Source organism: Kibdelosporangium aridum (assembly GCF_900176515.1).
In the GTDB taxonomy this organism is placed as follows: domain Bacteria; phylum Actinomycetota; class Actinomycetes; order Mycobacteriales; family Pseudonocardiaceae; genus Kibdelosporangium; species Kibdelosporangium aridum.
The window spans coordinates 249,416-265,035 of the sequence record NZ_FWXV01000001.1 but is presented as its reverse complement, the minus strand read 5'-3'; the positions used below and the strand labels follow the sequence as shown (position 1 = coordinate 265,035).

General features: G+C 67.0%; 1 protein-coding gene. It reads right to left on the bottom strand.

Annotation, left to right across the window (positions count from 1 at the left end):
* Positions 1-21: 21 nt before the first annotated feature.
* A complete protein-coding gene (locus tag B9C43_RS00875) occupies positions 22-15,438 on the bottom strand; it encodes a type I polyketide synthase (protein WP_235038381.1) in 15,417 nt (5,138 codons plus the stop codon).
* Positions 15,439-15,620 lie beyond the last annotated feature (182 nt).

Below are 15,620 nucleotides of genomic sequence, written 5' to 3'. Positions count from 1 at the left end.
AGCGATCGGTCAAAAAGCAGGTCAGGAGGTGCCGAAGCCCTTGTCGAGCAGCTCGAACAGTTCGTCGGCGGTGGCCGACTCGATGTCGTCGACCTCGTCGGCCCCATGCAGCTGGGCGTTCCATTCGGAGAGGATCGCGGCGAGCCTGCCGCCGATCCGTTCCCGTTCGCGCTGGTCCGCGGCGAAGGTCGACATCATCGCGGCCAGCCGGTCGAGTTCGGCGTCAAGCCCGGGATCGGCTTGCTCGTCGACCAGTTCGGTACGGAGGTAGTCGGCCAGGGCTTGTGGCGTCGGGTAGTCGAAGACCAGGGTCGCCGGGAGCTTCAAGCCGGTCGGGGCGTTGAGGCGGTTGCGCAACTCGACCGCGGTCAGTGAGTCGAAGCCCAGCTCACGGAACGACCGATCCGGCTCAACCAGGTCGACGTCCTGGTATCCCAACACCAACGCCGCCTGCTCCCGGATCACGCCGGTCAACAGCTCGATCTGCTGATCACCCGGCAATCCAGCCAGACGCTGAGCCAGCGACACCGCAGAGTCGGCACCACCCGCCGCGGCAGCCCGCCGCGACACCCGGACCAGGGACCGCAACAGCGGTGGCACGTCCTCAGCCCGAGCCTGACCGGAACCCAGCTCCAGCACCACCGGCACCAACACCGCATCGGCCCGGGACCGTGCACTGTCCAGCAAGGCCAAGCCCTGTTCCGGCGTCAGCGCGGCACTTCCCGAGCGGGAGATCCGTTCACGGTCAGCGTCCGCCAGCCCGGCCCCCATTCCGCCGTCCTGCTGGTCCCACAAACCCCACGCCAACGACAATCCGGCCAGGCCCGCAGCCCGGCGGTGCGAGGCCAGACCGTCCAGGAACGCGTTGGCTGCGGAGTAGTTGGCCTGCCCCGGGTTACCGAAAATCCCCGAAGCCGACGAGAACACCACGAACTCAGCCAGATCGAGATCACGAGTCAACTCATGCAGGTTCCACGCCGCCACGGCTTTCGGACCCATCACCTTCTGGACACGCTCGGCCGTCATCGACTCGACCACACCGTCATCCAGCACACCCGCCGTGTGCACAACCCCGGTCAACGAGTCGATGCCGTCGATGACCTCAGCCAACGCATCACGATCGGCCGCGTCACACGCCACCACCGACACGTCAGCGCCCGCGCTGGTCAGCTCGGCGGTCAACTCGGCCGCACCCTCAGCGGCAGAACCGCGACGGCTCAGCAGCACCAGACGACGAACCCCGTGCTCGGTAACGAGATGCCGGGCCACCAAACCACCCAGGCTGCCCGTCCCACCAGTGATCAACACGGTGCCGTCGAGGTCCAACGCCTGGGGCACACTCAGCACGACCTTGCCCACGTGCTTGGCCTGCGACATGAACCGGAAGGCATCCACCGCCTGCCGCACATCCCACACCCGCACCGGCAACGGCCTGATCGCGCCAGCCTCGAACAATTCGACGAGCTCGGTCCACATTTCCGCAATCCGGACCGGACCAGCCTCGATCAGGTCAAACGACCGATACCGCACACCCGAGTACTCGCCAGCAACCTGTTCTGGGTCACGGACATCGGTCTTGCCCATCTCGACAAAACGACCACCACGCGGCAACAACCGCAACGAAGCATCAACCAACTCACCAGCCAACGCGTCCAACACAACATCGACACCCTGACCATCAGTCGCCGCAAGGAACTTCTGCTCGAAGCCGGTATCCCGGGACGAAGCCAGGTACTCCTCGGCCAGCCCGACGGCCTCCCACTTGCCCGGACTCGCGGTACCGAACACCCGCATGCCCCAATGTTGGGCGAGTTGGACCGCAGCCATACCCACACCACCAGCGGCGGCATGCACCAGGACCGACTCGCCGGACTGCACGTCAGCCAGGTCCCGCAAGGCGTAGAACGCCGTCAGGAACACGATCGGAACGGTCGCCGCATCCGCGAACGACCAACCCTCCGGGATTCGGGTCACCATCCGCGCATCCGATACCGCGACCGGACCGAACGCGCCCGAAAGCAAGCCCATCACGCGATCGCCCGGAGCCACATGCGTGACCTCCGAACCGACCTCCAGCACCACACCGGCACCCTCGATACCCATCAACCCGGCGTCACCCGGATACATCCCCAAGGCATTAAGCACGTCACGGAAGTTCACACCCGCCGCACGAACCGCAACCCGGACATCCAACGGCCCCAACGGCTCCTCGGCATCCGGCCACTCGATCAAAGACAGGTTCGACAACGTGCCCTTACCGACACTGTCCAAACGCCACACACCAGCCGGAGCAACCAACTGTCCCGAAGCACGCCCCAGCCGGGCCACGAACACCTCGCCACCGCGCACCACAGCCTGCGGCTCACCGCAGCCAACGACCGCACCCAGCACCTCGGCCGAACGCGGATCGTCATCCACATCGACGATCACGACCCGGTCCGGGTGCTCGGACTGAACAGAACGGATCAGACCCCAAACACCTGCTGCGGCCACATCCCGGACAACCTCACCCGGCTCGACAGCAACCGCACCACGAGTCACCACAACCAGGCGTGCGTCAGAAGTCAACGCCTCCTGGACGGACGCCAGCACCGACGACACCACGTCCACGGGGCCACCAGAAGGACACTCCACCACCGTGTACTCCGGGACATCCCCCTCCGGCAGCGAGAACGGCTCCCAGTTCAGCTGGAACATCGTGCTACCAGCGTCGGCAGTCGGCAGGGACTCCTCGGACACCCTCCTCATGACCAGTGAATCGACCGACGCGACCAAGTGGCCTTCGGCGTCGGCCACCACAATGGACAGTGAGTCCTCCGCAGCGGCCGGAGCGAGCTTCACCCGTACGGCGGCAGCACCGACCGCGAAAAGCGAAACACCGGACCAGGCGAACGGAATGCGACCGCCCCCGGTGTCCTGCCCGCCGTCACGCATGATCCAGGCGTGCAGGCCAGCGTCGAACAACGCCGGGTGCAGCCCGAAACGACCCGCCTCGGCCGCGGCTTCGGCAGGCAGAGCGACATCGGCGAAGACCTCGTCACCTCGGACCCACACGTCCCGCAGGCCCTGGAAGCTCGGCCCATAGGCGAATCCGGCCTCAGCCAGCCCCTCGTACAAACCGGTGAGATCGACCTGACGGGCGCCGGGCGGCGGCCACTCCACCAGATCGGCGCCGGGTTGTGTGCTCCGTGCGGACAACACACCAGTGGCGTGGCAGGTCCACACACCATCGGCAGTCACGCCGTCCAGCCGCGAGTACACCGAAACTTCGCGATTTCCCTCGTCGTCCGGTGCGCCGACAGCCACTTGGAGATGGACACCGTCGGATTCCGGCAGCACCAGCGGCGCGTGCAACGCGAGCTCTTCGACGTGGTCACAACCGACCCGGTCGCCGGCAGCAACGGCGAGTTCGACCAACGCGGTGCCCGGAACCAAAGCCCGGCCAAGGATCTGGTGTTCGGTGACCCACGCGTGTGTCCGTGTGGACAGTCGGCCGGTCAGCACAATTCCGTCGCCTGCGGCCAACTCGACCGCCGCCCCAAGCAACGGGTGCGTCTCCGCTGTCAGGCCAAGCAGTGCGGGCTCGGCGGTCTGGTTGCTGAACGACGAGGTCTCCAGCCAGTAGCGACCGCGCTGGAACGCGTAGGTCGGCAGGTCGGCACGCTGCGCGCCCGTGCCGTCGAACAGCACCCTCCAGTCCACTTCGCACCCGGTCACGGCCAGCTGTGCGAGTGCGGTGACAGCGCTTCGCACCTCCGGCCGTCCACTGCGGAGCATCGGCACGAACACCGCTTCCGCCTCAGGCAGGCAACCGTGGGCCATCGCGGTCAGTACCCCGTCCGGGCCCAGCTCCAGGAACCGGGTCACGCCCTGCGCCGCGACCGTGTTCACCCCGTCAAGGAAGCGAACGGCTTGGCGGACATGCGAAACCCAGTAGTCCGGCGAAGTCAGATCGGTGGCGATCTCGCCGGTCACGTTCGAGACGACAGCGATCCTCGGCTCAGCGAACTGCAGGCCACTGAGCACTTCGGCGAACTCGGCCAGCATCGGCTCCATCAGCGGCGAGTGGAACGCGTGGCTCACCTGCAGGCGCTTCGTCTTGCGACCATCAGCGGCGAACTTCTCAGCCACCGCGAGAACCGCCTCCTCGACACCGGAGATCACCACGGACCTCGGGCCGTTGATCGCGGCGATCCCCCATTCGTCCGTCGGCTCGAACTCCTCCTCGGTGGCCTCGATGGCGACCATCGCGCCACCAGACGGCAAGGCCTGCATCAACCGGCCGCGTGCGGTGACCAGCTTGCACGCGTCCGCGAGGGAGAACACGCCGGCCACGTGCGCGGCGGCGATTTCACCGACAGAGTGTCCGATCAGGACATCCGGCCGGATCCCGAATGATTCGGTCAGCCGGAACAACGCCACCTCGACGGCGAACAAGGCCGCCTGCGCGTACTCGGTCTGGTTCAACAGCTCCGGGTCGACGTCGATGACGTCACGCAACTGCGGGTGCAGCAACGCGCAAGCAGCGTCGAAAGCCTCGGCGAACACCGGGAACTCGCTGTACAGCTCACGTCCCATGCCCAGTCGCTGTGCGCCCTGGCCGGTGAACAGGAACGCGAGTTTCCCGCTGGCCGTGCTGCCTTCCACGACCGAGGCAGCACTTCCGCCCTCGGCGAACGTCCGCAATGCCCGCACAGCGTCCGAACGGTCTTCTCCCACCACCACGGCACTGTGTTCCCACGAGGCACGAGTGGTCACCAACGAGTGCGCCACGTCGAGCATGGAGTCCGTGCCGGTTTCCATGAGGGTGGCGAGCCGGTCGGCTTGCGCTCGTACGGCCACGGCGGAGCGACCGGACAGCACCAAGGGCAGCAGCGACGGTGTCCGCGCGGCCTCAGGGCGTTCAGCCTGTGTCTGGGCCGGGGCCTGTTCCAGGATGGTGTGCGCGTTGGTGCCGCTGAACCCGAAGGACGACACGGCCGCCCTGCGTGGATGACCGTTCTCCTGCCATTTCTGCGGTTCGGTGAGCAGTTCGACCGCACCCGACGACCAGTCCACGTGGGACGACGGAGCGTCCACGTGCAGCGTCTTCGGCAGCAGGCCGTGCCGCATCGCCATGACCATCTTGATCACACCGGCGACGCCGGCGGCCGCCTGGGTGTGCCCGATGTTCGACTTGATGGAGCCGAGCCACAACGGCCGGTCCCGGTCGCGGCCGTAGGTCGCCATGAGGGCCTGGGCCTCGATCGGGTCACCGAGAGCGGTACCCGTTCCGTGCGCCTCCACAGCGTCCACATCGGATGGCTGGAGACCGGCGTTCGCCAGCGCGGCGCGGATCACCCGCTGCTGCGAAGGACCATTCGGTGCTGTCAAACCATTCGACGCACCATCCTGATTCACCGCACTACCACGGACAACCGCCAACACCGGATGTCCCTTGCGCTGCGCATCGGACAACCGCTCCACGAGCAGCACGCCGACACCCTCACCCCAGCCGGTGCCATCCGCAGCCTCAGCAAACGCTTTGCAACGGCCATCCATCGCGAGGCCACGCTGAGCACTGAACTCCACGAAGGCGCCCGGCGTGGACATCACCGTCACGCCACCCGCGAGAGCCATCTCGCACTCGCCGTTGCGCAGGGCCTGCACGGCAAGGTGAATTGCGACCAAAGAGGACGAGCAGGCGGTGTCGACCGTGACCGCTGGGCCTTCCAGGCCGAAGGTGTACGACACGCGGCCGGACATGACACTCGCCGAGTTCCCAGTGCCGAGGTGGCCGTCGTGGCTCTCATCCGCGCCCGCCAACACCACGAGGTAGTCCTGGCCGTTCGAGCCGACGAACACGCCAGTCCGGCTGCCCTTCACCGAAACCGGGTCGATGCCCGCGCGTTCGAACGCCTCCCACGACGTCTCGAGCAACAGGCGTTGCTGCGGATCCATCGCCAACGCCTCACGCGGCGAGATCCCGAAGAACGCGGGGTCGAAGTGCCCGGCCTGATCGAGGAAGGCGCCGTCCTTGGTGTACGTGGTCCCGAGGTGCTCCGGGTCCGGGTTGAACAGCGTGTCCAGATCCCAGCCGCGATCCGCCGGGAATTCGCTGACCGCGTCGCCGCCCTCAGCGAGCAGGTTCCACAGCTGCTCCGGAGTCTCGACACCGCCAGGGAAACGACAGGCCATCCCCACGATCGCGATCGGCTCGTCGCTCGCGAACGCGTTGGTCACCGCGACTTCGGTGCCCGCTTGCCCGTCCAGGAGTTCAGCCTTGAGGTGGTCGGCGAGCACCAGCGGGGTCGGGTAGTCGAACACCAGAGTCGCGGGCAACTCCAAGCCAGTCAACGGAACCAACCGGTTACGAAGCTCAACCGCGGTCAGGGAATCAAAACCCAGCTCACGGAACGCACGACCTTGATCAACGGCTTCCGGTCCCGCGTAGCCAAGCACCACCGCGGCCTCAGTACGGACCAGGTCCACGAGGAACCGTTGCTGACCTGCGGAGTCGAGGCCTGCCAGCTGCGTGCGCAATTCCGAGGAACCAGCGACCTGCGGCTGCTGGTCGGCCACAGCGGGGATCCCGGCCAGCAACGGGCTGGGCCTGCGCACCGTGAACACCGAGGAGAACTGCGGCCAGTCCACGTCGGCGACCGTCACTGTGACGTCGTTCTGCGCCTGGTCCAAGGCGACCAGGGCACGCTTGGGCGACATCGCCGCCAGGCCACGCTTTGCCAGCTCCTGGCCAGCTTCACCCGTGGCCATTCCGCTGCCCGCCCATGGACCCCAAGCAATCGACGTGCCTGGCAGACCGTCAGCCCGACGCTGCTCAATCAACGCATCCAAGAACGCGTTGCCTGCGGCATAAGCACTCTGACCACCGCTGCCCCACGTCGCCGCGATCGACGAGAACACAATGAACGCGTCGAGATCCCGGGTCAGCTCGTGCAGGTTCACCGCACCGGCCACCTTGCCCGCGACAACCTCCGCGAATTCCTCGGCAGAGCAGTCGAGCAACGGTGTCGACTGGGCAAGACCGGCCGCGTGAACAACCACGGAGAGCTCCGGCAACCCCGCGATGAGCTCAGCAACCGCAGTCCGATCAGCCACATCACAGGCTGCGACCGTCACCTCGACGCCCAGCTCACGCAGCTCGGCTTCCAGGTCCGGGGCGTGGCCTCGGCGGCTGACCAGCACCAGATGGCCAATGCCGCGCTCAGCCAGCCAACGAGCGACCTGAGATCCCAGCGCACCCGTGCCACCAGTGATCAAAGCGGTGCCCGAGAACGACCGTCGTTCTGCGGCCGCCGAGTCCCCCGCAGGCACCAGCCTGCGCGCGAACACGCCATACGCCCGGACCGCGACCTGGTCCTCGGTGCCGTCAGCCAACACGCCGCGGACGACATCCGCGTCGAACTGCTCGGGCAGATCGATCAACCCACCCCAGATCTCCGGGTGCTCCAACGCAGCCACCCGACCAAGACCCCACACCTGAGCCTGCTCAGGCGACGACACCCGGCCAACAGACACCGCACCACGAGTCACCGCCCACACCTTGGCACCAGCATCCACCGCAGCCTGAACCACAACCAACGTGTTCACAGCGTCCAAACACGACACCACACCAGTGAAGTCACCCAGAACGCCTGCAAGCTCACCCCGGTCAACCCGCTCGACCACCAGCACTTCACCCAGCGCCGCAAGCGACTCATCGGGCTCGTGCGTCACGACAAGCCAACGACCTTCAGCGGCGGCCTGCGGAACAGCAACCGGTACCCACGAAACCGAATACCGCCAATTCTGAACAGCCGACGATTGCCGCCCGGCGGAGCCATCAACTTCCAGCCAGTACCGCTCACGCTGGAACGCATACGTCGGCAAGTCGACCCGAGCACCCTGCACCAGCGCAGTCCAGTCCACCGACACACCACGCGTGTGCAACGCGGCCAACGCACCAATCGCGGCACGAACCTCAGGACGGTCGCCCCGCAACACCGGCACGAACAAACCCTCGGACACACAACCCTGAGCCATCCCAACCAACACACCATCCGGCCCAAGCTCAACAAAGGCCGTCACACCAAGCGAAGCAAGGGTATTCACGCCATCCGCGAACCTGACGGCCTGGCGCACATGGGAAACCCAGTACTCCGGCGAGGCCAACCCAGTCGCCAGTTCACCGGTCACGTTCGACACGACCGGGATCCGAGGCTGGTTGAACTCCAGCCCGCGCAGCACCTCAGCGAACTCGGCAAGCATCGGCTCCATCAACGGCGAATGGAACGCATGACTCACCTGCAAACGCTTCGTTTTACGCCCCTGAGCAGCGAACTTCTCAGCCGCCGCAAGAACAGCGGACTCGACACCCGAAATCACTGCCGAGTTCGGACCGTTGATCGCCGCGATCCCGAACTCGTCCGTCGACTCAATCTCATCCTCAGTCGCCTCGACCGCGACCATCGCCCCGCCGGAAGGCAGAGCCTGCATCAACCGGCCACGTGCAGCAACCAGCTTGCACGCGTCCTCAAGCGACAACACGCCAGCAACGTGGGCCGCCGAAATCTCCCCAATCGAGTGGCCCATCAAGTAGTCAGGGCGAACACCCCACGACTCCAGCAACCGGAACAATGCCACCTCGACAGCGAACAGCGCTGCTTGGGTGAACATCGTCTGGTTCAACAGCTCGGGCTCGTCCGAAATCACCGCGTTCAACGAAAGACTCAGATGCGCGTCGATCTCGGCGCACACGGCGTCGAAAGCCTCAGCGAACACGGGGAACTCGGCATACAGCTCACGGCCCATGCCGATCCGCTGCGCACCCTGGCCCGTGAACAGGAACGCCGTCTTGCCACGAACCACAGACCCCGTGACCACATCGGCGGACGAACGGCCCTCTGCCACCGCATCCAGTGCTTCGAGGAGGCCTTCCCGGCTGTCGCTAAGCACAACAGCGCGATGCTCCAACGCCGCCCGCGCCGTGACCAAGGAGAACGCGACATCAGCCAAGTCCTCCGAGGCACCGACCGAACGGAGAGCCGCCGCCTGAGCACGCAAAGCCGCAGCAGTTTTGCCCGACAGCACCCACGGCACAACCGAAGGAACCTTCGAAGAAGCCGCGAACTCCTGCGCAGGCGCCTGCTCGATGATCGTATGCGCGTTCGTCCCGGAAATCCCGAACGACGAGATACCGGCCCGCCTCGGGTGACCGTTCTCGATCCACGGCTGCGCCTCGGTCAGCAACTCCACCGCACCGGACGACCAGTCCACATGCGACGAAGGAGCATCCACGTGCAGCGTCTTCGGCAACACACCGTGCCGCAACGCCATGACCATCTTGATCAGACCAGCGACACCCGCCGCCGCCTGCGTATGCCCAATGTTCGACTTCACCGAACCCAACCACAACGGCCGATCCCGGTCCTGGCCGTAGGTCGCCAGCAACGCCTGCGCCTCGATCGGGTCGCCAAGGGAAGTGCCGGTCCCGTGTGCCTCAACCGCGTCCACATCGGACGGGGTCAACCCAGCGCTGGCCAAGGCTGAAAGAATCACCCGCTGCTGTGAAGGACCGTTCGGGGCCGTGAGGCCGTTGGAAGCACCGTCCTGGTTGATCGCGCTACCGCGCACCATGGCAAGAATGTTCCGGCCGTTGCGCTGAGCATCAGACAACCGCTCCACCAGGAGCATGCCGACACCTTCACCCCAACCGGTGCCGTCAGCAGCGTCCGCGAAAGGCTTGCAGCGGCCGTCAGCGGCCAGACCGCCCTGCGCGCTGAACTCCTCGAAAGCACTGGAGGTGGACATGATCGTCACACCACCGGCAAGTGCCAGGTCACATTCGCCGTTGCGCAACGCCTGGGCAGCCAGGTGCAGCGCCACCAAGGAGGACGAGCACGCCGTGTCCACCGTGACCGCCGGGCCCTCCAGGCCGAACGTGTAGGCGATCCGGCCGGACGCGACACTCGGCGTCGTACCGGTCAGCACATGCCCCTGGACGCCTTCGGGTGCCGACGCGCCGACCGCGTAACCCTGCGCGGCCGCGCCCACGAACACACCAGCCTGGCTGCCACGGACCTGTGCCGGAGTGATCCCGGCGCGCTCGAACGCCTCCCACGAGGTCTCCAGCAACAGCCGCTGCTGCGGGTCCATCGCCAACGCTTCACGCGGTGAGATCTCGAACAGGCCCGGGTCGAATTCGCCTGCGTCGTAGAGGAATCCGCCCTCGGGAACGTAGGACGCCGCAGGGTCCATCTCCCAGCCACGGTCGTTGGGGAAGCCGCCAACCGCGTCGGTTCCGGCTTCCAGCAGCCGCCAGAAGTCCTCGGGGGACTTCACCCCGCCGGGGAACCGGCAGCCGATGCCGACGATCGCGATCGGCTCGTTGACCGGCGCCTTGCGAGTGGCCACCGCAACCACCGCACGACCGTCCCCGGCCAGCTCGCCGTGCAGGAAACGGGCGAGGGCGGCGGGCGTGGGGTGGTCGAACACCAGCGTGGCCGGCAGGCGGACCCCGGTGCCCGCGTTGAGCCTGTTGCGCAGGTCGAGACCGGTCAGCGAGTCGAAGCCGAGCTCCTTGAAGGCACGGTCCGGCTCGACGGCGTCGGCCGTCGGATAACCGAGCACTGTGGCCGCTTCGGATCGGACGAGCTCGAGCATGTGGGCTTCGGCGTCAGCGGCGGACATCCCAGCCAGTCGCTGCCGGAGCGAAGAGTCGCCCAGGCTGGCATCGCCCGCAGCGCGACGGGTCGTCCGAATGCCAGCCAGGCCGCGCAGCAACGGCGGCACATCCGTCTTGGCCCGCCGCAGTTCCTCTGTGTTCAACCGGATCGGGACCAGCAGCGGTTCGTCCGCGGCAAGCGCGGCATCCAACAGCGCGAGGCCTTCGGCGGTGTCCAGGCCTGCCACACCGTCACGGTCGAGCCGCGTGAGGTCGGCTTCATCGAGGTGGCTGGTCATCCCGCCGAGTTGCGCCCACAGCCCCCAGGCCAGCGAGATGCCCGGCAGTCCGGCGGCACGGCGTCGGTGGGCCAAGGCGTCGAGCACAACGTTTGCCGCCGCGTAGTTCGCCTGCCCCGCACCGCCGAAGATGCCTGCGGCTGCGGAGTAGAGCACGAACAACGACAGGTTCCGGTCACGGGTGAGCGCGTCGAGGTGGATCGCCGAGTCGACCTTGGCTCGCAGGACCGCGCTGACCCGCTCCGGCGTGAGATCGCCGATCAGGCTGTCGTCCAAGGCTCCAGCGGTGTGCACGACACCGGTCAGCTCCACACCGTTGATCAGCTCGGCCAGCGCATCCGCATCGCTGACATCGCAGGCCCGCACGATCACATTGGTGCCCAACGCGGTCAGGTCGTCGACCAGCTCGGCTGCTCCGTCGGCATCTGGTCCCCGGCGGCTGACCAGAAGCAGGTTGCGGACGCCGTACTCGGTCACGAGGTGACGCGCGACCATCCGGCCAAGGTTGCCTGTACCGCCCGTGATCAGGACGGTCCCGTCCGAGAGCGTCGGCCGCTCCCCTACCGGATTGGCCCTGGCCAGGCGGGGCGCGTAGACGGTCCCGGCACGGATGGCGAGCTGCGTTTCGTCAGTGGCCAACGCGTTGGCCAGAACGTCTTGTGACGCCTGCGTGCCATCGGTGTCGACCAGCACGAACCGGCCGGGGTTCTCCGACTGCGCGGAACGCACCAAGCCCCACACGGCCGCTGACGCGATGTCCGGGACGTCTTCGTTGCCTGCCGCGACCGCGCCTCGGGTCAGGAACACAAGTCGTGAACCAGCGTTCGCTTCGTCCGCGAGCCAGTCCTGAACCTTGCTCAACGCCTGGTGAACGGTCCGGTGTGGATCGTCATCGACCGCGGTCCACGGCAGCACGACCGTGTCCTGGGCCGCAGTGTCCGGCAACGGCAGCGTGATCCACTGCATCCGGAACAGGTTTCGTGTCGACGTGCCGTTCAGTTGCACAGCCGCGACTGGCCGCAGCGCGAGTGAGTCCACTGCCGCGACAGGAACGCCATTGGCATCCGCCGCCAACACCGACACGCTCTCGCGCCCCTGCGGAGTGAGCCGGACTCGCAACACTTTCGCGCCAGTGGCCAGCAGGGAGACGCCGTTCCAAGAGAACGGCAGGTAGGCGCCGCCTTCGCCGAAGGAGACCATGCCGAGCGCGTGCAACCCGGCGTCCAACAGGGCCGGGTGCAGGCCGAATCGGTCGGCCTGTCCGTGCTCGGAACGCGGCAGTTCGACCTCGGCGAAAACCTCCTCGCCGCGCGTCCACACCGACCGCAGGCCTTGGAACACAGGCCCGTACACCAACCCGGCGCCCGCGAAGCCGTCGTACAAGCCTTCGAGGTCCAGGGAACGTGCCCCGGCGGGCGGCCACTCCCGCAGGCCTTCGCTCACCGACACCGGACCGTCGGTCACCACTGCGGTCGCGTGCCGGGTCCATGGCAGGTCTTGGTTTTCCCTGGCGTGGACGCTCAGTTCACGAGCGCCGGTCTCGTCGGCGGCGTCCACGACGATCTGCACCTGCACGCCGCCCTGCTGCGGCACGACCACCGGTGCTTCGATCGTCAACTCAGCGACTTGGGGACACCCCACCCGGTCACCGGCCTGCAAAGCCAACTCCACCAACGCGGTTCCCGGAACCACGATCTGTCCCATGACCGCGTGATCAGCGAGCCACGGCTGCGCTGAGACCGACAGCCGCGTGGTGAGCACGAACTGCTCGCCAACGGCCAAATCCAATGCCGCGGCCAGCAACGGGTGGTCCGCCACCACGAGCCCCGCACTGGCGAGGTCCCCGGCACCGGCGGATCCGCGCGGCCAGAAGCGCTGGCGCTGGAAGGGGTACGTCGGCAGATCCAACGGGGCGACACCGGCTCCCGCCGTGATCTGCTGCCAGTTCACGTCCGCGCCCGCGCAGAACGCCTCGGCCGCGGAGGTCAGCATGCGGCGAAGGTCGCCCTCGTCACGCCTCAGCGTTCCCACGACAGCGGCGTCATCGACGCTGTCCTGAATCGCCATGGTCAACACCGGGTGCGCGCTGACCTCGACGAACAACTGACGGCCCTCGCCAGCCAGGTGCTCGACCGCAGCGGCGAACTGCACAGTCTGACGCAGGTTCCGATACCAATACTCACCCGTCAGCGCGGTCGTGTCCAACCACCCCGAGTCCACAGTGGAGTAAAACGGCACCCGGCCGGACTGCGGCCGAACCGGAGCCAGCAGCTTCGCCAGCTCCGACTCGATCCGCTCCACATGCACGGAATGCGACGCATAGTCCACCGCCACCATGCGAGCCCGGATCCCATCCGCCTCACACGCAGCCATCACCTCGGCCAACGCCTCGGGATCACCCGACAGCACAACAGCATTCGGGCCATTCACGGCCGCAACCGACACCCGGTCATTGAGCCGCCCGGTCACTTCAGCCAACGGAGCCGCAACCGACAACATCCCACCAGCGCCCGCCAGCCCGGCCGCGATCGCCTGACTCCGCAACGCCACAACCCGCGCACCATCACCCAGACTCAACCCACCAGCAACCACCGCAGCCGCAATCTCACCCTGCGAATGCCCCACAACCGCACCCGGCGTCACTCCAAAGGACTCCCACACCCCAGCCAGCGACACCATCACCGCCCACAACACCGGCTGCACAACATCAACCCGCACCAACGCCGCCTCATCGCCCAGAACCTCCAGCAACGCCCAGTCGACGAACTCCTCCAGCGCCGCACCGCACTCACGCATCCGCTCGGCGAACACCGGGCTCTCGTCGAGCAACCGGGCAGCCATCCCCACCCACTGCGAACCCTGCCCGGGGAACACGAACACCACACGATCCACCGGCGAGCCCACACCACGCACCACGCCCGCCGGGATCTCACCAGCCGCGACCGCGGCCATCAACTCCACATGATCCGGGCCCAACACCACCGCACGGTGCCCGAACGCCGATCGCCCAGCCAAACCAACAGCAACATCACCGGTGTCACGCCCGAACTCGACGACCTGGTTGGCGAGTTCACTCAGCGCGTCACCGGACTTAGCCGACACCACCCACGGCACGTCGGCGCGCGGGGTCACCGCAGCGGGCTCCGTCTCGGGAGCCTGCTCCAGAACCACGTGCGCGTTCGTCCCGCTCATGCCGAACGCGGAAACACCCGCACGGCGCGGGTGGCCGTTCTCCGGCCAGTCCTGGGCTTCGGTCAGCAGTTCGACCGCACCGGACGACCAGTCCACATGCGACGAAGGTGTGTCCACGTGCAACGTCTTCGGCAACACGCCATTGCGCATCGCCATCACCATCTTGATCACACCGGCCACACCAGCCGCAGCCTGGGTGTGCCCGATGTTCGACTTGATCGACCCCAGCAACAGTGGCTGTTCCCGGTCCCGGCCATAGGTCGCCAGCAGCGCCTGCGCCTCGATCGGGTCACCCAGCGAGGTTCCTGTCCCGTGCGCCTCTACGGCATCCACATCGGACACGGTCAGGCCCGCACCGGCCAAAGCCGCTCGAATCACCCGCTGCTGGGAAGGACCGTTCGGTGCCGTCAACCCATTCGACGCACCATCCTGATTCACCGCGGAACCACGAACCACGGCAAGAACCGGATGCCCCTTGCGCTGAGCGTCCGACAACCGCTCCACCAGCAGCACACCAACGCCCTCACCCCAGCCGGTGCCGTCCGCGCTGTCGGCGAACGCCTTGCACCGGCCGTCGGCGGAAAGCCCGCCTTGGGCGCTGAACTCCATGAAGGCACCGGGCGTCGACATGATCATCACGCCGCCCGCCAACGCCATCGTGCATTCCCTGCGGCGCAGCGACTGCACGGCCAAGTGCAAGGCGACCAGCGAGGACGAGCACGCGGTGTCGATGGTCACCGCCGGCCCTTCCAGGCCGAAGGTGTACGCCAGCCTGCCGGACGTCACCGCGGCGGCGTTGCCGGTGAGCATGTGGCCTTCCGCATCCTCCGCCGAGGAACGCAGCACGGCGGCGTAGTCCTGGCCGCTGCTGCCCATGAACACGCCGACTCGCGCGCCGGAGACGCTGGCGGGCGCGATACCCGCCCGCTCGAAGGCTTCCCACGAGGTCTCCAGCAGCAGCCGGTGCTGGGGGTCCATCGCCACCGCCTCGCGCGGCGAGATCCCGAAGAACTCGGGGTCGAACCCGGAGGCGTCGTCGATGAACCCGCCGAGCCGGGTGAACGCGGTGTCACCCAGCTCCCAGCCACGGTCGTCGGGGAAGCCGCCGATCGCGTCAGTGCCGTCCAGCACCAGGTTCCACAGGTCCTCGGGAGTACGCACACCACCGGGGAACCGGCAGCCGATGCCGACGATCGCGATCGGCTCGGTGTCGGCCGCCTCTTTCTCCCGCAGCCGCGTCCGCGTCCGATGCAGGTCGGCGGTGGTCAACTTGAGATACTCGCGAAGTTTCTCTTCACTGGCCAATCTGAGCCACCTCAATCACCGCAGACCACGAATACGCCTGTCGCCGGCTATGGACAGACGGATTCCCCCAATTAAGGGCGAACGTATTCGAGGTCCAGCACAGCGACAACCCTTAGGCAACCCCTAGGGCGTCCGGCACGCAGGGCGTGATCAGGCATTTCCGCGACGACGGCGCGGAATGG